The 21,301-nt window shown below is 67.5% G+C and carries 15 protein-coding genes and 2 pseudogenes; 13 read left to right on the top strand and 4 right to left on the bottom strand.

Annotated features, from left to right (window positions below; all coding sequences use genetic code 11):
• Positions 1-15 precede the first annotated feature (15 nt).
• The 9 genes and pseudogenes from D579_RS0103170 (at position 16) to D579_RS0103130 (ending at position 13,551) form a co-directional block, all read left to right on the top strand.
• On the top strand, positions 16-279 hold the full coding sequence (locus D579_RS0103170; RefSeq protein ID WP_018143927.1) for a hypothetical protein: 264 nt from the start codon (positions 16-18) through the stop codon (positions 277-279).
• A 78-nt stretch (positions 280-357) separates the two neighbouring features.
• Positions 358-1,746, top strand: coding sequence for a metalloprotease PmbA (gene pmbA, locus D579_RS0103165; protein WP_018951095.1), 1,389 nt, complete (start codon positions 358-360; stop codon positions 1,744-1,746).
• A gap of 283 nt (positions 1,747-2,029) precedes the next feature.
• Positions 2,030-5,509, top strand: coding sequence for an EAL domain-containing protein (locus D579_RS0103160; protein WP_018951094.1), 3,480 nt, complete (start codon positions 2,030-2,032; stop codon positions 5,507-5,509).
• A gap of 235 nt (positions 5,510-5,744) precedes the next feature.
• Positions 5,745-7,642, top strand: a pseudogene (locus D579_RS14160) (M48 family metalloprotease).
• A 406-nt stretch (positions 7,643-8,048) separates the two neighbouring features.
• The gene (locus D579_RS0103150; RefSeq protein WP_018143924.1) at positions 8,049-8,252 is read left to right on the top strand and encodes a cold-shock protein; all 204 of its coding nucleotides are present in this window, start codon (positions 8,049-8,051) and stop codon (positions 8,250-8,252) included.
• A 224-nt stretch (positions 8,253-8,476) separates the two neighbouring features.
• A complete protein-coding gene (locus D579_RS0103145; RefSeq protein WP_018951092.1) occupies positions 8,477-8,941 on the top strand; it encodes a rhodanese-like domain-containing protein in 465 nt (154 codons plus the stop codon).
• 67 nt (positions 8,942-9,008) lie between these two features.
• A complete protein-coding gene (locus D579_RS0103140; protein ID WP_018951091.1) occupies positions 9,009-11,369 on the top strand; it encodes a bifunctional diguanylate cyclase/phosphodiesterase in 2,361 nt (786 codons plus the stop codon).
• A 50-nt stretch (positions 11,370-11,419) separates the two neighbouring features.
• Positions 11,420-11,898, top strand: a pseudogene (locus D579_RS0103135) (hypothetical protein).
• Positions 11,899-12,603: 705 nt separating this feature from the next.
• On the top strand, positions 12,604-13,551 hold the full coding sequence (locus tag D579_RS0103130) for a GGDEF domain-containing protein (RefSeq protein WP_018951089.1): 948 nt from the start codon (positions 12,604-12,606) through the stop codon (positions 13,549-13,551).
• 30 nt (positions 13,552-13,581) lie between these two features.
• Here D579_RS0103130 and D579_RS0103125 read toward each other — a convergent pair whose 3' ends face one another.
• From D579_RS0103125 to purM, 4 genes are read right to left on the bottom strand one after another with little or no spacing between them, the layout of a single operon-like run.
• Entirely contained in the window at positions 13,582-14,988 is a 1,407-nt protein-coding gene (locus D579_RS0103125; RefSeq protein ID WP_018951088.1) for an NAD(P)/FAD-dependent oxidoreductase, read from the bottom strand.
• A gap of 5 nt (positions 14,989-14,993) precedes the next feature.
• The gene (locus D579_RS0103120; protein WP_018176048.1) at positions 14,994-15,743 is read right to left on the bottom strand and encodes a DUF3108 domain-containing protein; all 750 of its coding nucleotides are present in this window, start codon (positions 15,741-15,743) and stop codon (positions 14,994-14,996) included.
• Between the two features lie 7 nt (positions 15,744-15,750).
• Complete coding sequence (gene purN / locus D579_RS0103115; RefSeq protein WP_018951087.1) at positions 15,751-16,479, bottom strand: phosphoribosylglycinamide formyltransferase; 729 nt, start codon at positions 16,477-16,479, stop codon at positions 15,751-15,753.
• Positions 16,476-17,534: a phosphoribosylformylglycinamidine cyclo-ligase gene (gene purM, locus D579_RS0103110; protein WP_018951086.1), complete on the bottom strand. Its 1,059-nt coding sequence runs from the start codon at positions 17,532-17,534 to the stop codon at positions 16,476-16,478. Before purM ends, purN begins: the two co-directional genes overlap by 4 nt.
• Positions 17,535-17,719: 185 nt before the next feature.
• On the opposite strand from purM, the gene D579_RS0103105 reads away from it, so the two are divergent.
• Genes D579_RS0103105 through hda form a run of 4 tightly spaced genes read left to right on the top strand, consistent with a single transcriptional unit; the run spans position 17,720 to position 21,224 of the window.
• The gene (locus D579_RS0103105; protein WP_018951085.1) at positions 17,720-18,751 is read left to right on the top strand and encodes a DUF2066 domain-containing protein; all 1,032 of its coding nucleotides are present in this window, start codon (positions 17,720-17,722) and stop codon (positions 18,749-18,751) included.
• Between the two features lie 36 nt (positions 18,752-18,787).
• A complete protein-coding gene (locus D579_RS0103100) occupies positions 18,788-19,378 on the top strand; it encodes a CDP-alcohol phosphatidyltransferase family protein (protein WP_018951084.1) in 591 nt (196 codons plus the stop codon).
• Positions 19,375-20,493: an AI-2E family transporter gene (locus D579_RS0103095; protein WP_018951083.1), complete on the top strand. Its 1,119-nt coding sequence runs from the start codon at positions 19,375-19,377 to the stop codon at positions 20,491-20,493. The genes D579_RS0103100 and D579_RS0103095 overlap by 4 nt, the downstream gene beginning before the upstream one ends.
• Complete coding sequence (gene hda / locus D579_RS0103090) at positions 20,490-21,224, top strand: DnaA regulatory inactivator Hda (protein WP_018951082.1); 735 nt, start codon at positions 20,490-20,492, stop codon at positions 21,222-21,224. Before D579_RS0103095 ends, hda begins: the two co-directional genes overlap by 4 nt.
• The last annotated feature ends 77 nt before the right edge of the window (positions 21,225-21,301 follow it).

Here is a 21,301-nt window from a genome sequence, read left to right as displayed (position 1 = left end):
ACCAAGGAGGCACAGATGAATCTCGATTTTCTCGAACAGGAACGTTCCCTGCCGGAAGGGCATGGCCACGACAAGATCGTCCAGTGGCATGTCTTTCGCGCGCGCGACAAGGCCGAGCAGTTCGCCCACCACGTGGAGCTGAGCGAAGGCCAGGACCTGGTGGGCGGCTGGACGCGTGACAGCGTCGGCATGCTCTACTGGGTCGGTGTGCACGTCGACGACCTGGAGCGCTGGGGTAACGCCGGCGCGGTCCACAAGCACGGCGCCCGGGTCGACTAGTCATCCCTTCCCCGGGCCATCCGGCCCGGGGTGTCCTTGTATCGCCCCCAGATCAGTCATCGAGTAGCGGAACCCTGCATGAGTACATCTCCCGAACGCGCCATCCCGGAACCCGTGTCCCAGGAAGACGGGGGCCAGGCCCTGTCCCATTCGCCGGACTCCCTGCAGACGAGGGTTCAGCGCACGCTGGAGGCCGCGCGCGAGCGCGGTGCCTCGGACGTCCAGGCCGTGGTCAGTCACAGCGTCGGGCTGGAGTTGGGGGTGCGCAAGGGCGAGATCGAAACCCTGGAACACGAGCGTGACCAGAGTCTTTCGCTGATCGTCTATTTCGGCCAGTCCAAGGGGGCCGCCTCTACCACCGATTTCAGTGACCAGGCCCTGATCGACACCGTCGAGGCGGCCTGCCGCATCGCCCGCTACACCGAGCCGGACCCGTACGCCGGGATGCCCGATCCCGCGTTCAAGGCGAGCGAGTGGGACGACCTTGACCTGGATCACCCCTGGGGCTGCAGCGCCGCCGAGGCGACCGAGCTGGCCCGTACCATTGAGGCCGCCGGCTTCGCGGCGGATGAACGGATCGAGAACTCCGAGGGTGCCAGCGTCAGCACGCGGCGGGCCATTGCGTTTCTCGGCGACAGCCAGGGGTTCATGGGCGGCTATCGCAGCACTCGGCACTCCCTGTCCTGCGCGCTGGTGGCGCGCGACGCAGCAGGCATGCAGCGCGACTACGCCTATACCGTCGCACGTCACGCGGAGGACCTGACCGCCGCCGAGCAGGTCGGGCGCGAGGCCGCCGAGCGCACCGTGCGCCGGCTGGGCGGGCGCAAGCTGTCGACCCGCAACTGCCCGGTGCTGTTTGCCCCGGAGATGGCGCGCACCCTGATTGGCAGTTTCACCCGTGCGATCGCCGGTCCGTCCCAGTACCGCGAGAGCTCGTTCCTGCTGAACGCCATCGGCGAGAACGTGTTCCCCGCGTGGATGCAGATCGAGGAACGCCCGCAGACGCCGCGCGCGCTGGGTAGCGCCCCGTTCGACGGGGAGGGCGTGCGCACCCGCAACCGCCCGCTGATCGCCGACGGCGTGCTGCAGAGCTATACCCTCGACAGCTACGCCGCGCGGCGTCTGGGCCTCGAGGCCACTGGCAACGCCGGGGGTGCGCGCAACGTGACCGTGGCCCCTGGCGACAAGGACTTCGCCGCCCTGCTGGCCGAGATGGGGACCGGTTTCCTGGTCACCGAGCTGATCGGCCAGGGTGTGAATCCGGTGACCGGCGACTATTCCCGCGGGGCCGCCGGCTTCTGGGTGGAAAACGGCGAGCTGCAGTATCCGGTGGAGGAGATCACCATCGCCGGCAACCTGAAGGACATGTTCCAGCGGATGGCGGCTGTGGGCACCGATGTCGACCGCCGCGGCAACATCCACACCGGCTCCATCCTGATCGAATCCATGACGGTGGCCGGCGACTGATCCTGGGTGGTGAGGCCAGCCTCGGGACCATTTCCGGCTGGCCGTGCCGGGCAGGGTGGGGGTCCTGGGTGGGTTTCGCAAACGGGGCTTGCCCTGCGGACCCAGGCAACCGCCGGGGGTGCGGCGGGGATCCCCTGGCCTGGCACCGGGCCCTGTATATCGGCGCTTTTTTTGTGATTAACTAGGCATCCTTACGCGTCTGGGCGCCTTGTTGAAGCTTCTTTCGCTATTTCATCCACGTGCCCATGCAAGCGGCCGGTATTCGTTCGCCGCCCTGGTGCTCATGCTGGGCGTGCTGCTGTCGCTGCTGGCGGCGGTGCAGGTCAAGCAGTTGCTGGATGGCGAGGCGGTCGATCGGTTTGCCTTCGCCGCCGATCAGGTCACGATCCGCATCGAGGAACGCCTGGATGCCTATGCCCTGGTTCTGCGCGGGGCGGCCGGGCTGTTCGATGCCTCCGACGCCGTCACGCGGACGGAATGGCGCGATTACGTGCGCAAGTTGCGCGTCTCCGACACCCTTGAAAGGGTGCTGGGGATCGGCTTTACACGCCTCCTGCGGCCCGACGAGCTCGAGTCCCATATCGCAGAGATTCGCGCCGAAGGGTATCCGGATTACACCGTGCATCCCCCGGGCCCGCGCGATATCTACACCTCCATCGTGTTTCTCGAACCGTTTGATGCCCGTAATCAGCGGGCCTTCGGCTATGACATGTTCTCCGAGTCGGTGCGCCGCGAGGCGATGATTCAGGCCCGCGACACCGGTCGCGCCGCGTTGTCCGGTCGGGTGCAGTTGTTGCAGGAGACCGGGGACGATGTGCAGGCCGGAACCCTGATGTATGTACCGGTCTATCGCGTGGAGATGCCGACCAGCACGCGGGCGCAGCGTGCGGAGGCCCTGAAAGGCTGGACCTACAGTCCCTACCGCATGACGGATCTGATGACCGGCATCCTCGGCGACTGGGAGTTGATGGAAGGCGAGGCCGTGGGGTTGCGCATCTATGACGGCCCCGAGGTGGATTCGGAGGGCTTGCTATTCAGCAACAGCGAAATCGACTCCGGGGCGCCCAGCCGGTTTGCCCAGTCCCGGGAGGTCAATTTCAACGGGCGCATCTGGTCCCTGCAGTTCGATCATCAGAGTCCGCAGGAAGCGGTGGCCTATACCACCGCCTGGGCGACGCTGGGCGCGGGGCTGTTGCTAAGCGGCCTGCTGTTCGGATTGATCCTGTCCATCTCCGGCACCCGGGTGCGGGCGGAGCAGATTGCTGCCCGCCTGACCGAAGAACTCAGGGAGCAGGGAGAGCAGCTGCGCCAGAGCGAATACCGCTGGCGCTTTGCCATCGCGGGCTCCGGCGGTGGCCTCTGGGACTGGGACATCGCACAGGACACGATGTACTTCTCCCCCCGCTGGGCGGAGATCATGGGGGTGGAAGAGTCCGCCCTCGGGACTTCCCTGGACGAGTGGGAAAGACGCGTCCATCCGGATGATCGTGTGGCTGCGACGTCTGCATTGCGGGACTATCTCGAGGGTCGCCGGGCGCGTTACGTGAACGAGTACCGGATGCAGCACGAGGATGGCTACTGGATCTGGATTCAGGACCGTGGAATCGTCGTCAGCCGTGCCGAGGATGGGCGTCCGTTGCGCATGATCGGTACCGATACCGACATCACCGAGCGCAAGAATGACGAACTGGCGCTGCGAGCCGCGCACGCCGAATCCCAGCGTTTCCGCGCCGCACTGGATTACGTGTCCTCCTACATCTACATGAAGGATACAGAGGGCCGCTACACCTTTGCCAACCACGCCGGCCTGGAGCTGTTCGGTGTGACCCCGGAGGATCTTCCCGGCAGTGACGACAACCGGTTCTTTCCCCCGGAAACCGTGCGCCGGTTGCACAAGATCGACCGCCGGGTGCTCTCCGGTGAGCAGACGACCGAGGAGGTCGAAGTCGTCGATCCTGCCGGTCAACGCCGGGTTTACCTGGAGATCAAGGCCCCGATTCGGGACGAGATCGATCCGGAACGGATCGTCGGGCTGCTGGGCATCTCGACCGATATCACCACCCTCAAGGATCACGAGCGACAGCTGGAACGGATCGCGCATTACGATCCGTTGACCGGCCTGCCCAATCGCGTACTCCTGGCGGATCGTCTGCATCAGGCCATGGCACATTCGCAACGCCATGGCGAGCGCCTGGCGGTGGTCTACCTGGACCTGGACGGATTCAAGGCCATCAACGACACCCATGGTCACGCCGCCGGGGACCGCATGCTGGTGGAGCTTGCGGCGCGCATGAAGGGCGTGATGCGCGCCGAGGACACGCTTTCACGCCTGGGGGGTGACGAGTTCGTCGCGGTCCTGGTGGATGTGGACAGTGTCTACGTCTGCGGGCCCTTGCTGAAACGTCTGCTCGGGGCTGCCTCGGAGCCGGTACGCATCGACGACGACCGGCTTCAGGTGTCCGCCAGTCTGGGGGTGACCTTCTACCCCGAGGCCGGCCAGGACCTGGAGGCCGACCAGTTGTTGCGCCAGGCCGATCAGGCAATGTATCAGGCCAAGCTGGCCGGCAAGGGGCGTTTTCACGTGTTCGATGCCGAGCGCGACCGGACGGCCCGCAGCCATCACGAGACCATCGAGGACATCCGTCGCGCCCTGGGGGACGAGGAGTTCGTGCTGCACTATCAGCCCAAGGTGAACATGCGCACGGGCGAGGTGATCGGGGTCGAGGCCCTGATCCGCTGGCAGCACCCCGAGCATGGCCTGTTGCCGCCTGCCCGCTTCCTGCCCGAAATCGAGAATCACCCCCTGTCCGTCGAGCTGGGGGAGTGGGTCATCGAGCGGGCCCTGAAACAGATGGAAGAGTGGGGGGCCGAGGACGGCCCGGCCCTGGAGGTCAGTGTCAACGTGGCGGCCTTCCAGCTGCGCCAGAGTGACTTTGTCGAACGCCTGCAGCTGCTCCTGGAGGCGCATCCGGAAATCGCGCCCCGGCGCCTGGAGCTGGAGGTCCTGGAGACCAGTGCACTGGGCGACATGGTCGAGGTGACCCGGCGTCTCGAGGGCTGCCGTGCATTGGGTGTCGCCGTGTCGCTGGACGATTTTGGGACCGGCTACGCCTCGCTGACCTACCTCAAGCGTCTGCCTGCGGGGACCGTGAAGGTCGATCAGAGCTTCGTGCGCGATATCCTGGAGGACCCGGAGGATCTGGCCATCCTGAACGGGGTGATGAGTCTGGCCGAGGCCTTCGGACGTCGGGTCATCGCCGAGGGTGTCGAGACCCTTGAGCATGGCGACATGCTGCTGTACCTCGGCTGTGACCTGGCCCAGGGCTACGGTATTGCTCGTCCCATGCCGGCGGATCGGATCCCGGGCTGGGTGAGCGACTGGCGGCCAGCGACGCACTGGGCAGGGCTCTCCCGCATTGGTCGCGAGGACATGCCGCTGATGTATGCCTCTGTTGCCCATCGCGCCTGGGTGATGCAGGTGGAGGCCTACCTTCGCGGCCAGAGCCCGCAACCACCGCCGCTCGCCGAGGACCGGGAGGGATTGGTACACAGCCTGGAGCATTCAGGGCTGCTTTCCCCGGCCGAGCTCGCGACCCTGCTCCAGCGGCATCAGGAGATCCACGAACTGGTCGGGGAGCTGGTGCGACTCCGCGAACGGGGTCAAGGGGAACGCGCGCTTGTTCGGTTGGACGAGCTGCATGCGCAGCGTGATGGTTTGCTGGATACGCTCTCGGGGCACCTGGGTTCGGCGCGTACATTGTAGCCCCCGGTGCTGGGTGCTGGCGGCGGGCTGGCCGCCAGAAAGGGTCGACCACGGAGCGGCTCGCCCGGCGGCCAATGGCGGGCTTACAGTGAGGGAGCAAGAGCGTGGCAGGCAGGAGGGGGATGGATCATTCAGGCGCATCCAGGGGGGCGGAGCGAGGGTCGCGCGGCGCTTGCCGGAATGGTGAGCCGCAAGCGTCGGGCTGCGTGGAGCGTAGCCCTGTGGGAGTACAGCGGTGAACTTCTTCGCGCAGCAGGAGCAGACGCAGCGCAGGACCCGCTGGTTGCTGGCGCTGTTTGCCCTGGCCGTGCTGGTGATCGTCGGAGCTCTGGGCTTGATCGTCTGGGCCATGGGGGGCGGCACCGCGGCCATGGCCTGGGCCATGGGGATCACCGCGGGGCTGATCGTTCTTGCGAGCCTCTACCGCGCCTGGCGACTGCGTGATGGCGGTGGCCGCCTGATCGCGCTGGAAATGGGGGCGTCCGGGTTGAAGGCCATCCCGCGGACCCGCAGCAGCGGCAGCTGCGCAACGTGGTCGAGGAGATGGCCATTGCGTCCGGGGTGCCGGTGCCCGAGATCTACGTGCTGGAGCAGGATCTGGGCATCAACGCCTTCGCCGCCGGCTTTGCGTCGAACGATGCGGTGATCGCCGTGACCCGCGGTGCGCTGGACAGTCTGGAGCGCGCCGAGCTGAAGGGTGTGGTCGCGCACGAGTTCGGGCATATCCTCAATGGGGACATGCGCCTCAACATGCGCCTGATCGGAATCCTCTACGGGATCGAGATTCTGGCGCTGCTGGGGCAGGGAGGGCTGGCGCGGCGCCGGCGTCGACACAAGGGCGATATGGCCGATACCGGGGTGGGGGTGCTCAGCGTGACCCTGATCGTGGTGGGCTATGCCGGGCTGGCCCTGGCGCGCTGGATCCGGGCCGGCATCTCGCGCCAGCGCGAATACCTCGCGGATGCCCATGCCGTGCAGTTCACCCGCGAGCCGGACGGCCTGGCCGGTGCGCTGAAGAAGGTCGCGGCCCGCTATGCCGGGCTGAATGGCAATACCGAGGAGATCACTCACATGCTGTTTGCCAGCGACGCGATCGGCCAGATCTTCGAGACCCATCCACCCCTGCTGGATCGCATCCGCACCTTGCAGCCGCATTTCGAGCCCCGGGATCTGCAGCGCCTGCGCGACCAGCTCAATGCCCGGGTGCGGCAGCGGGCGCACGAGCGCGCCGTGGACGGCATGCAGCGCGAACGCGAGGGGCGCCTGCCGGGTGCCGAGGCCGTGGGGGATGCCCTCGGCGGCCACCCGGCACTGACCCATATTCTCGGTGCCGGCATGTTGCTTGCTGCGATTCCGGGGCCGCTGGCCTGGGCCGCGCGCTCGGATGCGCGGGCGATCGAGGTGGTCTTGTATCTCCTGTTGCATGCGGACCTGGATGTGCGCGAGCGGCAGCTGATGATGATTGCCGAGGCGTTGGGGGAGGCGCGCGGAGAGGCCGTTCGTCGTTTGCAGACAGCGGAACCTGCGCTGCGCGAGGACCTGCGCCTGCCGCTTCTGGAGCTGGGCTTCCCGATGCTGCGGCGGCTTTCAGCCGAGGAGCGCGCGCGCCTGCAGGGGCTGGTCGAGCGGCTGATTCATGCCGATGGCCGGGTGGCGGTATTCGAGTATGCCCTTGGGCGCATGCTTAGCCGCCAGCTGCGGGATGTGCAGGATCCTGCCGCGGCGGCCCGCCCCAGGACTGCCACGCTGGATGCCCACAAGGAGAGCGCGCATTACCTGCTGGCGGTGCTGGCCCACCATGGCCATCCGGACGCCCCGGCGGCGGCGCGGGCCGCGCTGACCGCCGGGATTGGCAGCCTGGACGGGGCGCTGCCGCTGGCGGTGGAGATCCCCGAGGCCCTGACCGGGGCGGCCGGTGCGCGCGCATGGGCGAATGTGCTGGACCGCGTGCTGGAACAGCTGGATACCCTGCGCATGCGCGACAAGGACTCGCTGATACGGGCGATGGTGACCACCGTCAGCCATGGCGGTCAGGTGGTGCCGGCCGAGCTCGAGCTGCTGCGAGTGATGGCGGCGTCGCTGCACGTCCCGCTGCCGCTGGCAACGGAGGGGGTGTTTGATGGTTTGGCGTAGCGGGCGGCCTGGGCATGAGGGTGCGGCCGGTGTCCCTCGAGGCGCGTTGGTTCTGGCCGAAAATGCCTTGAAACCGCTTCCACGTGGGAAATAAGCACCTGAATCCAAATTAAAATCCGACTCAAGCGGCGGATAACAAACGATTTTCCGGGCGCACATCAAGAAAATCCGAAAAAACACTTTCAATCGAGAGCGGTTTGGGAGGACAATGGCTGCGAGGTAACGGTAACAGGCTCCATGCAGCACCAGGCGACACCCCGAAAGGGGCGTTAAGATTCGCAGTTCCGGTCCCGGTTGGTTTGGGGCCGCGTAGAATCACGATCAAGTTCCATCGTCGTTCGGTTGCCCTCCAGTCTCTCCTCCCCTCGAAAACCCAATCTATTATGAACAAGCAGAGGTAACCGAAATGGCTACAGGTACAGTGAAGTGGTTTAGCGACGAAAAAGGCTTTGGCTTTATTACCCCGTCTGATGGCTCCAAGGACGTTTTCGTCCATCACAGCGCCATCCAGGGTAGCGGCTTCAAGTCGCTGGCAGAAGGCCAGAGCGTCTCGTTTGACGTCGAGCAGGGCCAGAAGGGCCCGGCCGCCGCGAACGTCGAAGCTCAGTAAGACAACCCCGGCGCGCAAGCGCCAGGTTGAGAGAGCCCCGCCTAGTGCGGGGCTTTTTTTGTGCGCGATTCTGGCTGCAAGTCGGGACGGGCGTCGTCGCATGGACTTGGCGAGGCAGAACCACGATAGAACGTGTACAGGGAATACCTTTTTTGTGTGGCGCAGACCGGGCAACGTGCTACGGTTCCCGCATGATCGCTGGATATCGTCAAACCCGCGTCCGGATGCGCCGCGCCGGCCGCGCATGGCCTCGCTGGATCGCGGTGTTCGGGGTGCTGCTGGCGCTGGTCGTGGGGAATGTGGCTGCGGCCCAGGGCCCCTATCGCGCGCCTGCAGCGATCCCGGGTACCCAGACCATCGAGGCCTCCGAGGCCTGGGCGCTGTTCCGCGCGGGCGTGCCCTTCGTGGACACGCGGCTGCGCGCGGATTTCGAGGCGGGGCGAGTGCCAGAGGCCCGCAACCTGACCATCATGCGCGACCCCGATGACGAGCGGAATCGTTTTACCCGGGAGAACCTGCTGGAGTTCATTGGCGAGCTGGACGCCCCGGTGGTGATGTACTGCAACGAACGGGACTGCTGGCGGACCGAGGCGGCCACGCGCCGCGCCCTCGGATGGGGCTTCACCAATCTCTACTACTTTCCCGGCGGCTTTCCCGAGTGGATCCGCTCCGGCTATCCCTTCGAATAGCCGCGTGGGCGCCGCAGACGCACATTCCGGCAAGGGTATACGGCTCCAGACGGTCCTGACCGCAGTCATGTTCGCCGGGCTCCTCGTGCTTGCCGGGACCCTTGCGATGGGCACGCACCTTGCGGTCAATCAGGCGGAGCAGCGCCTCGACCGGCTGGGCGTGGAGGGCCAGTCGGCCGCCTGGCGCCAGACCCTGGCGAACGAGTGGCAGCGCATGCGCGCCGAGGCGACCGCGGTGACACGCAACGAGGCGCTGATTGGCGCCATGCGTGCCGACGCGGGCATCAGCACCTACGCGGACCCGCTGTACAACCGCCTGCGCTCCGGCGGGATCGCGGACCGGATCGTGGTCCTCGATGCGCAGGGCACGGTGCGTTATGACTCCGACGGCAACCGTGGCGAGCGCGTGCCGCTGGCGGAGGCGGCGCTGGCGGACGGGCGCTTCCACGAGGGGCTGCATCATGTGCCCGGCGAGCGAATCTATGCCGGTCTGGCCATCCCGGTCTATCGTGGCGGGAATCCCATCGGCAGTGTCGTGCAACTGCGCGATCTGTCGACCTCGGCGCTCGAGTCCATGGCGGAGGCGATCGGTGGTCGTGCCGCGCTGCTGGATGGTCGCGGGCCACTGGCCCTCACCGCGCCATTCTCGATGTCCCTTTCGCTGAGTGGGCGACTGCAGGAGCAGGCAGCCGCCGGGCGCGTGGAACTGGATGGTCGGCATTCGCAGGTGGTCTATTTGCCCCTAACGCCATACGCGGCCGAGCGTCCGACCGCCAACGTGGTCCTGTCGCGTGACCTGACCGAATCGGTCGCCACCCAGAACCTCATCAATGCGCTGACCTATGCGGCTGCCTTCCTGGTGCTCGTGCTGATCGCGGGCGGGTTGTACCTGTGGCTGGGTCGCACCCTGCGGCCGATGCAGCAGGCCATGAAGACCCTCGACCGGATCGGCCATGGAGAATTCCACACGGATCTGCGCGTTGACTCCCGGGTGACCGAGATCGCCCGCTTGCAGCAGGTGACGCAGACCATGGCGCAGCGCCTCGGCCGCATCCTGGAGGTCGAAGAGGAGAACGCCCGCCTGGCGTTTCGCGATGCGCTGACCGACCTGCCCAACCGGCGACTGTTGCTGGAACACCTGGAACACGCCATCCATACGGTCAACCGGACCCGTCGGCATGCCGCATTGCTGCTGATCGACCTGGACAACTTCAAGACCCTGAACGACACCTGCGGCCATTCCGCCGGAGATCGCCTGCTGCAGGCCCTGGCCCAGCGCTTCACCGCGCGACTGCGCGACCAGGACATCGTGGCACGCCTGGGCGGCGACGAGTTCGTGGCCCTGCTGGAGGAGCTGAGCCCCGATCGTTCACAGGCGGGGGTCGACGCCCAGCGCATCGCCGGCGAGCTGCTGAAGGCGATGCGCGAGCCGGTCCGGATTGATGACATCGAGCATGTGATGTCCGGCAGCATCGGGATCACCCTGTTCCCGCGTGGCTACGATACGCCGGAGGAGTTGCTCAAGCAGGCCGATTTCGCCATGTACCAGGCCAAGCACCAGGGCCGTAACGCGGTGCGCTTTTACGACCCGGCGATGCAGCGGACCCTGCTGCGCGAGGCGGAGCTGGAGCGCAACCTGCGCCAGGCGCTGGGGCGCGAGGAACTGGTGATCCACCTGCAACCCCAGGTGGACCCGGAGGGACGGATCCTGGGTGCCGAGGCATTGATGCGCTGGCCGCAGCCGGACGGAACCTGGATCTCCCCGGGCGAGTTCATCCCGGTGGCGGAGCACACCGGGCAGATCCTCGAGATCGGCCGCCTGGCGCTGCTCCAGGCCTGCCAGACATTGCGTGCCTGGCAGGGCCGGCCAGGGCTGGAGGATCTGCCGATCTCGGTCAACCTGTCGCCGCATCACTTGCGCCAGGCGCGCCTGATGGACGAGGTAACGGGCATCCTGGAGGAGACCGGGGCCGCTGCCCAGCGGCTGCACATCGAGGTGACCGAGAGTGTGATGGCGGATGCCTCGCCGCAGCTGATTGCCAATCTGGAGGCCCTGCGGGCGCGCGGGGTGGCACTGGCGCTGGACGACTTCGGGACCGGGTATTCCTCGCTTGGCTATCTCAAGCGTCTCCCGCTGGATGTGCTCAAGATCGACCGTTCCTTCGTCCAGGACATCGAGCACGACGCGGACGACGCCAACATCGTCGCGACGATCGCGGCCATCGCCCACAACATGGGCCTGAGCCTGATTGCCGAAGGTGTGGAGAACGAGGCCCAGCGTGATTTCCTCGTGCGCCATGGCTGCCAGCGCTTTCAGGGCTACCTGTATCACCACGCCATGCCGGTCGCCGATTTCGAGGCCCTGGTGGCCGATGGGCCCGGGCGAGCGAACCAGGCGGACCGCGAACCGAGAGGACCGACGGAATGACAGAAAGCACCCAGCGCGGGTGGCGGGCACTCCTGCTCGCCGGATGGATGATGGGGGCCGCGACCGGGCCCGTCGTCATGGCTCAGGCAGGGGAGACTCCAGCCCCCTGGGGCGCGCGGCTGCGCCGGTGGAACAGGATTACCAGGGTCTGCAGGCCGTGTACGACGTGACCGCCGGGACACCGGAGGCCCTGCAGAACGTGCTCGACCACGCGGCCTACCTGAGCCGGATGGTCGAGGACGACCCCTTCGACAGCCACATCGTCCTGGTGGTCCATGGCGGGGCGCTGGACCTGTTCGCGCGCGAGCATTTCGCCGCGCACGAGCATTTCGCCGCGCACGAGCAGCTGATGACGCGTGCCCGCGGGCTGACCCTGAATGGTGTGATCGAATATCGTATCTGCCAGGCCGGCGCCGCTCGTCGCGGCTACGCCCCGGAGGACTTCCACGGCTTCGCGAGCGTCGTCCCGATGGCCGATGCCGAAATCATCCGCCTGCAACAGCAGGAAGGCTACGGGTACATGCGCTAGTGGGCCATGCCCGCGTCGGCGCTCCATGTTGTGCGCAGGGTGGACGCGGTCCTACCGGCCCGTTGCCACCCGTGGTACGTCACTCCGGGTCGAGGAACCCAGGACATCAAACCCGCACCTGATTAGCAACGAGCGTCAGCCAGGCTCAAGGGTCGTGCGGGCCCGGGTGTCCAGCCGCCCCCTGCATCGTCATCCCGGAAACCGCGCAGCGGTTATCCGGGATCTCCACGGTATGGGGTGTCCGCGCGTTGGGGCTGGATTGGCGTGTGGAGATCCCGGCTCTCCGCTTCGCTACGGCCGGGATGACGGGGAGGGGGCGCCACGGCCGGGATCACAATCAGGGTGCGCTCCGCCCGGGATGACCGGCCAGGGGTAACGGAGCCCGGGAGGGTGATATTCCCGGGAAGGCCTGGATCAAAGTGGCCGAGGCGGGCCATGCACGTCCCCGAATGAGCCCCGCCACTGGCTGACCCTCGTTGCTAATCACGAACCCGCAAGTCATTGAATGCCAGGCTTCGGCCAATGTTCCCACTGACGGCGTTGCGGTTCGCGACGAAAGCTCGGCTACACTGAGCTCACCACGCCTTGTCAGCACGACAGATCGATTCGAGGGCGACCGCGGATGTGGGGCCGCGTGTCCCCGGCGTACCAGAAGGGTATTCGATGGCGGACGATAGAACGGCGAGGGAAGGATTTCTGCACGAGTTGGCGCAGACCAGCGTGCTCGCGGAGATCTGGCAGCATTTTCCGGAGAACATGTTCCTGATTCGGGTCGAAGGCCCGGATTTCGTGGTCGAGGCATCCAACGCGAAGATGCAACAGCTGTTCGCGCAGGACTGTACCGGCCGGCGCCTGCACGACATCCTGCCGTGGCCGGTCGCAGAGCAGGTGGTCGCGCATTACCGCGACTGTCTGCGCCAGGATGCGCCCCTGCGCTACGAGGAACATGCGGCCTTTCGCGATGGCGATGGCGTCGAAAAGGAAGGGCGCTGGCTCACCCTGCTGTTGCCCGTGCATGACACGCAGGGTGCGATCACGCACTTGTTCGGAATCTCCCAGGATGTCACCGAGTTGCGCCTGGCGCGTGAGGATCTGGAGCGCTACAGCCACAACCTGGAGGCCGTGGTCGAGGAGCGCACGCAGGCGCTGAACCAGGCCAACCGCGAGTTTCAGGAGGCCAATCGGCGGCTGGAAAAGCTCGCGTCCTGCGACCCCCTCACCGGGGTTGGCAATCGCCGGCACTTTCAGGCACGGGCCGAGAGCGAGATGGAGCGCGCCCGCCGCCACGGCAGTTCCCTATCGCTGTTGATGTTCGATCTCGACGGTTTCAAGCGGATCAACGACGAAGTGGGGCACGCGGCCGGCGACGCCATGCTGAAGCGGGTCACCGCGACCGCGCAGGCAACCCTGCGCGACGCGGACCTGCTCGGACGCTATGGCGGGGACGAATTCGTCGTCCTGCTCCCGGACACCCGCCTGGCAGACGCCCGGCGGATGGCCGAGCGCCTGCAGGCGCGGGTGCAGGAACAGGCAGACATCTCCATCAGTGTCGGCGCGGCCGGCTTTCTCGCCGACGACACCCATCTCGAGCACCTCGTCCAGCGTGCGGATACCGAGCTCCTGGCCGCCAAGCGTACCCGGGCTGAACGCTAGCCCAGGACTACCGGGTGGCTTCAGGCCGGGTCAGAGACCGAAGATCTCGGACTTGAGGTTCCACTTGGAGGCGAGGGTCTCGGTCGCGTTGAGGAACTCCTCGGCGCGGGTCGGGTGGTTCCATTGGCCCTTGGCGATCCAGGCCAGCGCGGTGTCGCGGTCGGGGGCCAGCGACAGGATGTGGATCAGTTCGCCAGCGTCGGCGCCGATCACCTCGCCGCCCAGCAGGGCCCCGGTGTCCATGTCGCCGATCAGGCGCACGAAGCCCTCCGGCTCGTCCTGGCCCAGGGCGCGCGGGGAGGTCTCGAAGGCGGCAAAGCCGACCGCCGGTTCCAGTTCCTCGTCCTCGGCGTCGTCCTCGTCCATGCCCAGACGCGCCATCTCGACGGCGGAGTAGATCGCGATCGGGACGAAGCGTTCGTCCTGTTCGCGGGTGTTGCCGTTCTGGATGTTCTCGACCGCGATGGTCGCGTCGGCCAGGGCGTGGTTGGCGGTCTGCCACTCGCTGGCGACATCGCCGATGACGTAGATGTTGTCGACGTCGGTCTGCAGGGTGGGGCGGCGCTGGACGAAGCCGCGGCGGTCGGTCTTCACCCCGATCGCATCCAGGTTCAGGCCCTCGGTGTGCGGGGTGCGTCCGGTGCCGAGCAGGACCCAGTCGACCTCGAAGGTGTTGCCTTCAGTGTCGGTGATGGTGACGCCGTCGTCGGACATCTCGACCTTCTCGTAGCCCTTGACGCGGGTGGGCTCGACGCCGTCCTCGGCCAGGCGTTCCTTCAGAGTGCCCAGCGCCTGGGGGCTGAATTTCTGGCCGGACAGCGGCTTGGAGCGGCTCAGCCAGGTCACGTCCTTGCCGAGGTGGTGAAAGATCCAGGCGAACTCGGTGGCGACCACGCCGGAGCCGATGATGGCGACGCGCTGGCCGGCCGGCGGCTTGTCGTCGAACAGCATGTCGGTGGTGAGGACGCGACCGGGCGCCGCCTCGAAGGGCGCGGGCACGCTGGCCGTGGCACCGGTGGCGATGATGGTGTGCCGGGCCTGCACGGTCTCGGTGCCATCGTCGGTCACGACCTCCAGGGTCTCGGCGTCGCGGAAGCTCGCGGCTCCGTGGCGGTACTGGATCTTGAGGTGCTTCATGTAGCCGAGGTAGGAGTTGCGCACCTCGGTGACCACGTCCTTCTGGTGGTCCCAGGCCTTGCCCATGTCGGCGCTGAGACTGCCGCTGATGCCGCGGCCGGCGAAGTGGCGCTGGGCGGCAACCGTGCGTGCGGTGTGGTACCAGTCCTTCTTGGGCACGCAGCCGCGGTTGAGGCAGCAGCCGCCCCAGTCGGCCTTCTCGATGATGACGACCTTCAGTCCGCGCAGGGCGCCCAGGACGGCGGCACGATAGCCCCCGGGGCCACTGCCGATGATGGCCAGGTCAAAGGTTTCGCTCATGGTGGTTACTCGTCGGTCAGATCAATGATCGGGTCGTGCCATTCCAGCTGCGTGAGGTTCAGCTCGAACACGCGGCCGTCGGCCTCGTAGTCGAAGCGCACCGGCACATGGCGCAGCTCGCGGGCGAACCAGGCGGACAGGGCGACATCGCTGTCGTCCGTGCGGCGATCGATGCGGATGGTCTCGACCCGGCCGATCGGGGAGTCCATGGTCTCGCGCCCGGCGTACTCGAAGCGGTATTCGCGCAGGCGGTCGCGTTCCAGGGCCTGGATGGTTTCGCGGTCGCCTTCGCTGGACAGGGCCCCACTCTCCAGGCGTTGCATCATCAGATACAGCGAGCCGAGGAAGTCCAGGGTCTGCGGCGGCACCTCGAGATCGAAGCGTTCGCCGTTGATGGTACCGATCGCGCGGTTGGTCTCCCAGTCGAAGCGGGTCTCGACCTTGCGTTCGCGGCGCGGGGTGATCTGCTGGCTTCGCGATTGCACCAGCTGCAAATCGCCGCTTCGGCTGTTCATCAGGGCCTCGCGGCTCAGCTCGAAACGCCCGAGGATGCGCAGGAAACCGGAGACATGGGCGTCCATCGCCATGCGGGTCTGCACGTCTTCGTGATTGAGCGTGATGCGCGCCTTGAGCGTGTTGCCCATGGCGTTGGCCTCGTAACTGGCGGTGTAGGGCGGGATCGGGCTCAGATCGCGCTCCGCAGCCGCGGGGGCGGCCAGCAGGGCCAGCAGCAGAGCGATTGCGAGTCGGAACATGGGGGTTCTAGCCGACCGGGTGCGGTGGGCGGCTCCGGGCGTCAGGGCCTGAAACATCGTGGGTGTCCTCGTCGAGTTGCAGCGGCGCCTCAAGCGGCGAGCCGTCGGCCTGCAGGATCCGCCCGGACCACTGAATTTCGCCTGAACACACCCGCCGCACGACCTCGGGGTATAGCCGGTGCTCGGCCCGCTGCACGCGGGCGGCCAGGGTTTCGGGCGTGTCGTCGGGTGCCACCGGCACGCGGGCCTGCATGATCACAGGGCCGCCGTCCAGTTCCGGGGTGACAAAGTGCACGCTGGCGCCGTGTTCGGGCTCGCCATCGGCCAGGGCGCGGGCATGGGTATCCAGACCGCGGTACTTCGGCAGCAGCGACGGGTGAATGTTCAGCATCCGGCCGGTGAAGCGGTCCACAAAACCGGGGGTCAGGATGCGCATGAAGCCGGCCAGGATGACCAGGTCGGGGGCATAGTCCTCGATGGCGGTGGCCAGGTCGGCGTCAAAGGCCTCGCGCGAGGGGTAGTCGCGGTGGTTCAGTACCCGGTGCGGGATGTGATGCTGTTCGGCAAAGCCCAGCCCGGCGGCATCGGGGCGGTTGCTGATGACGCCGACGACCTGCGCCGGGATGCGGTCCTGCTCGCAGGCCTCGATCAGGGCGCCGAGGTTGCTGCCGCGCCCGGAGATCAGCACCACCAGGCGCTTCGGGGTCGCGGCCGATTGCCCGGCGGGGACGCTCATGCGGCGGCGTAGGAGACGCTTGGCTGGTAGTCGTCGCGCTCCTGGATCACGCCGATCGGCCAGCTGCGGATGCCGGCTCGGGCCAGCTGCGAGCTGGCGGCCTCGACCCGGTCCTCGGGGAGGATCACGGTCATGCCGATGCCGCAATTGAAGGTGCGCAGCATCTCCTCGTCGGCAATGTCGCCGGCCTGCTGCAGCCACTGGAACACCGGCGGGCGCGCCCAGCTGTCCGGGTCGATGCGCGCCCCCAGGGTATCCGGCAGCACGCGCGGAATATTCTCGGTCAGACCACCGCCGGTGATATGCGCCATCGCGTGCACCGGGAACTGCTGCAGCAGCTCCAGCAGCGGGCGTACGTAGATCCGGGTGGGGGCCATCAGTGCCTCGCCGAGGGAGACCCCGTCGGCGCCCGGCAATGGGGCATCCAGGCTGGCGCCGGAGTGTTCCAGCACGCGGCGGATCAGGGAATAGCCGTTGGAGTGGGGCCCGCTGGCCTCCAGGCCCAGGACCACATCGCCCGCGGTGACCCGGCTGCCGTCGATCAGGGCGGACTTCTCGGCGATCCCGACCGCGAAGCCGGCCACGTCGTAGTCCTCGCCCTGGTACATCCCGGGCATCTCGGCCGTCTCGCCGCCGATCAGCGCACAACCGGCCTGTTCGCAGCCCTCGGCGATGCCAGTGACCACGTCGGCGGCGATGTCCACGTCCAGGTGGCCGGTGGCGTAGTAGTCGAGGAAGAACAGCGGCTCGGCGCCCTGGACTACGATGTCGTTCACGCACATCGCGACCAGGTCGATGCCGATGCTGTCGTGACGACCGGTCTCCTGGGCCAGGCGCAGCTTGGTGCCGACGCCGTCGGTGCCGGAGACCAGAACCGGCTGCTTGTAGCGATCCATCGGCAGCTCGAACAGGGCGCCGAAGCCCCCCAGTCCGGCCATGACGCCGGGACGCCGGGTGCGCGCCGCATGCGGCTTGATGCGTTCGACCAGCTCGGCGCCGGCCTCGATGTCGACACCGGCCTCGCGGTAGGTCAGGCCTGAACGGGATTCGGACATGGGTTCCCCGATGTTTGACGACCGCGCGCCGTGGCGGTCTCGCAGAACCCGGCATGGTAGCGAGCCGGGTGCGGGCGTGCAAAGAAGACGGTCCGGCGCGGGCCGCATTGGGCCGCTTTCCTCAGGGACTTCGGCGCGGTGGGCTGTGGTATTTTGTGGCGCTTGTCGAACAATTGAACGCAACCATGTCACTGCACCCCCGAACGCATTCGCGCCTGGCTATCCTGCTGGGTCTTTTCCTCCTCGTGCTGGCCCCGGCGGCCGCGGTCGAAGGCCCGGTGGTGGTGAAGGTCACGGCCGAGGACGAGTCCGCGGCCCTGGAGCAGGGCCTGGAACAGGCGCTGGTGCGTCTGGCCGGGCTGCGCTCGGAGCCGGTACTGGAACTGGTCGAGGCGTTGCTGGACGCGCGTGACGACGCGGGCTGGATCGCGGCCCTGGAGCGCCGGCAGCAGGTCGAGGACGATTCCTACCGCCTGGAGTTCGACCGCTTCCGTCTGCGCACCGCGCTGCGCGATGCCGGGGTGCCATCCGTGCTCGGGGAGCGTCCGGGGCTGCTGGTCTGGGCCGTCCATGAGCGGGGCGGGCAGCGCGACCTGCTCGGGGATGCCGTGGACGGTCCGGGCATTCTCTCCGCGCTGGGGGATCTGGCCGCGGCGCGTGACATGCCGCTGTTGTTCCCTTTGGGCGACCTTCAGGACCGCCGCGCGGCCCAGCCATCCGACATCGTCGGCGGCGTGACCGAACCTCTGGTGGAGGCGGCGCGTCGCTACGACGCCGATGGCGTCGTGCTGCTGCATGTGCGCGAGACCACGAGCGGGGCGGAGGCGCGGGCGATTGCCGTGCACGATGGCCGCGAATATCGCAGCGCGGCGAGCGGGGAGAATCCCGGTACTGCGGCGCACGACGCGGTGGCGCAAGGGCTGGATCAGGTGGCCGAACGCCTGGCGCGGGTGGCGGCCGAGCCGGAATGGCTGCGTCTGGGATTTGCCGGGGTTCAGGGCTATGGGGCCTTCGAGCGCCTGCGCGCCGAGCTGACGCGGTTGCAGGCGGTGGAGGCCGCGCGTCTGGATTCCCTGGCCGGCGATAGCGTGGTGCTGCAGGTCCGTACTGGACTCGAGCAGGACGATCTGATCGATCTGCTGCGTGGCTCCGGCTTCGCGCGGGCCGAGACGCCCGAGGACGCCGCCGGTGCCGATGCCTGGCTGGACCGGCGCTAATCCGCGCCGGTCTCGGTTCGCGCCCACTTTCATCGAATGTTCCCTCGCCACCAGATCCCCAACGCCGTCACCATTGGCCGGATCGCACTGATTCCGCCGATCGTGTGGTTGCTGGCGCTGGAGTACTACGTGGTGGCGGTGGTGCTGCTGACGATCGCCGGGCTGAGTGATGCCCTGGATGGCTGGCTGGTGCGGCGCTACGGCTGGCACACGCGGCTCGGGGCCTGGCTGGACCCGGCAGCGGACAAGCTGCTGATGCTGGGGGTCTACGTCGCGGTGACGCTGTCCGGGCTACTGCCGTTGTGGCTGCTGGTGCTGGTGGTCGGGCGGGATGTCTGGCTGACCGTGGGCTCCGCGCTGTACCGGGTGTTCGTGGGCCCGCTGGCCATCCGGCCGCTACTGATCAGCAAGGTGAACACCTTTTTGCAGATTACGCTGGTGCTGGTCGCCATCGTGAAGGTCGGTCTGCTGGCGCTGGATCCGATCTGGGTGCAACTGCTGGTGATCGTCGTGGCCTTCACCACCGTGGCCAGCGGGCTGGCTTATACCGTGCAATGGGGGTTTTATGCCTGGCGTCACCTGCACGGACACACGAATCCGGAAGGGACCTCGGGGAGGACGCCATGAATCCGGATACCCGCGACCATGTCTGGCCGCTTTCAGCCGCCCCTCTGGCTGCCCTGGTTGGGCTGCTGGTCCTTGGCGGAGCGCTGTACCTGCTGGCGCCCATCCTCACGCCCTTCGTCGCAGCCCTGCTGATCGGCTACCTGTTCAACCCGCTGGTGACCCGGCTAGTGGCACGCACGGGGCGCTCGCGCACCCTGGCGACCGTGGTGATCTTCTTGCTGGTGATGCTGGGGTTGGCGGCGCTGATCCTGATCCTGATCCCGCTGGCGATCGCCCAGTTCGAGCGGCTTACGCTGGCGATGCCGCAAATCCTCGGCTGGTTCGACGATCAGGTGCGCCCGCGGCTGGAGGATCTGGCCGGGGATTCCCTGCCGCCGCTGGATGCCAGCGCGCTGCAGGGGCTGGTGGCCGACCACTGGCGCGAGGCCGGCGGGCTGGCCGGGGGCGTGCTGCAATGGATCGGCAGCTCGACCGGCGCGCTGGTGCTGGGGGTGCTCAACGTGGTGCTGATCCCGGTGGTGAGCTTCTATCTGCTGCGCGACTGGCCGCGGCTGCTGGACGGCCTGCGGGATCTACTGCCGCAGGCCTGGCGCCCGGCGGTGCTGACCTTCGCCGCGGAGTCGGACGAGACCCTGGGGGCCTTCCTGCGCGGGCAGTTGCTGGTGATGCTGGCGCTTGGCCTGTTCTACGCCGTCACCTTGACCGTGGTGGGCGTGGAGATGGGGCTGGCGATCGGCCTGATCGCGGGGCTGGTGAGCTTCATTCCCTATGTCGGCGTGATCGTTGGCGTGTTGCTGGCGACCGCCGCGGCGCTGGTGCAGGGCGACGGCTGGAGCCTGCTGCTGATCGTGCTGGTGATCTTCGCCATTGCCCAGGTGCTGGAGTCCATGGTCCTGACGCCCTGGCTGGTGGGGGACCGCACCGGGCTGCACCCGGTCGCGGTGATCTTTGCCGTGCTGGCGGGCGGCCAGCTGTTCGGGTTCTTCGGCGTGCTGCTGGCGTTGCCGGTGGCTGCGGTCCTGGCCGTGGGTGTGCGCCATACCCTGGCGCACTACCGGCGGCTGAATGCCGGGGATGCGCCCGCGGATGCGGATACAGGGGGCGGAGGCGCATGACGACGGGGCAAGGGGGCAATGCTGCGCCGCAGCGCCAGCTCCCGCTGGATTTGCGCCTGCGCGACGCCTCGCGCTTTTCCAGCTTCTATCCGGGCGGCAACCGCCTCGCGCGAGACGCGGTGGAGGCCCTCTCGATCGGGACCGGGATGACCGAGCCACAGATTCTGTTGCACGGCCCGGCGGGCCTGGGCAAGACCCATCTGCTGCAGGCCGCCTGCCACCAGGGCCACGAACGCGGCGAGCCCGTGGCCTATCTGCCGCTGGCCGAACTGGTGACCGCGCCGCCGCTGGCGGTGCTGGATGGGCTGGAGCGCGCCCGCCTGGTTGCGCTGGATGATCTCGACGCGGTGGTCGGGCAGGGCGACTGGGACGAGGCCCTGTTCGGGCTGCTGAATCGACTTCGCGATGGCGGCTGCCGGGTGCTGCTGGCGGCCGCGCACGCGCCGGACGGGCTGGGCAGTCGCCTGCCGGATCTGACCTCGCGCCTCGCCTGGGGGCCGGTGTTCCGCATGCAGGCGCCGGAGGAGGAGGATCTCAAACGCATCCTCGCCCAGCGCGCGGTGCTGCGCGGGCTGGAGCTGCCGGAGGCGGTGGCCGAATACCTGCTGCGCCACTACCGCCGCGACCTGGTGGCGCTACTGGAGCTGCTGGACCGCCTGGATCTCGCCGCCCTGGCCGAGCAGCGGCGCCTGACCATCCCCTTCGTCCGCGACCAGCTCGCGCGTTTCTGATCGTCACCCCGAAGCGCACGAAGGCACGAAAAAGGGCAAGGGCGGTTCACAGGAAATAAGGCGGTTTCGGATGGGGC

The organism is Thioalkalivibrio sp. AKL12, assembly GCF_000377925.1.
Lineage (GTDB): Bacteria > Pseudomonadota > Gammaproteobacteria > Ectothiorhodospirales > Ectothiorhodospiraceae > Thioalkalivibrio > Thioalkalivibrio versutus.
The sequence above is the reverse complement of the archived record's forward strand: the minus strand, read 5'-3'. Positions and strand labels throughout refer to the sequence as shown.

What these genes read in the sequence shown, in the direction of transcription:
- D579_RS0103170 (WP_018143927.1), top strand. Translation starts at nt 16, where the DNA reads ATGAATCTCGATTTTCTCGAACAGGAACGTTCCCTGCCGGAAGGGCAT.
- pmbA (WP_018951095.1), top strand. Translation starts at nt 358, where the DNA reads ATGAGTACATCTCCCGAACGCGCCATCCCGGAACCCGTGTCCCAGGAA.
- D579_RS0103160 (WP_018951094.1), top strand. Translation starts at nt 2,030, where the DNA reads ATGCTGGGCGTGCTGCTGTCGCTGCTGGCGGCGGTGCAGGTCAAGCAG.
- D579_RS0103150 (WP_018143924.1), top strand. Translation starts at nt 8,049, where the DNA reads ATGGCTACAGGTACAGTGAAGTGGTTTAGCGACGAAAAAGGCTTTGGC.
- D579_RS0103145 (WP_018951092.1), top strand. Translation starts at nt 8,477, where the DNA reads ATGCGCCGCGCCGGCCGCGCATGGCCTCGCTGGATCGCGGTGTTCGGG.
- D579_RS0103140 (WP_018951091.1), top strand. Translation starts at nt 9,009, where the DNA reads ATGTTCGCCGGGCTCCTCGTGCTTGCCGGGACCCTTGCGATGGGCACG.
- D579_RS0103125 (WP_018951088.1), bottom strand. Translation starts at nt 14,988, where the DNA reads ATGAGCGAAACCTTTGACCTGGCCATCATCGGCAGTGGCCCCGGGGGC.
- D579_RS0103120 (WP_018176048.1), bottom strand. Translation starts at nt 15,743, where the DNA reads ATGTTCCGACTCGCAATCGCTCTGCTGCTGGCCCTGCTGGCCGCCCCC.
- purN (WP_018951087.1), bottom strand. Translation starts at nt 16,479, where the DNA reads ATGAGCGTCCCCGCCGGGCAATCGGCCGCGACCCCGAAGCGCCTGGTG.
- purM (WP_018951086.1), bottom strand. Translation starts at nt 17,534, where the DNA reads ATGTCCGAATCCCGTTCAGGCCTGACCTACCGCGAGGCCGGTGTCGAC.
- D579_RS0103105 (WP_018951085.1), top strand. Translation starts at nt 17,720, where the DNA reads ATGTCACTGCACCCCCGAACGCATTCGCGCCTGGCTATCCTGCTGGGT.
- D579_RS0103100 (WP_018951084.1), top strand. Translation starts at nt 18,788, where the DNA reads ATGTTCCCTCGCCACCAGATCCCCAACGCCGTCACCATTGGCCGGATC.
- D579_RS0103095 (WP_018951083.1), top strand. Translation starts at nt 19,375, where the DNA reads ATGAATCCGGATACCCGCGACCATGTCTGGCCGCTTTCAGCCGCCCCT.
- hda (WP_018951082.1), top strand. Translation starts at nt 20,490, where the DNA reads ATGACGACGGGGCAAGGGGGCAATGCTGCGCCGCAGCGCCAGCTCCCG.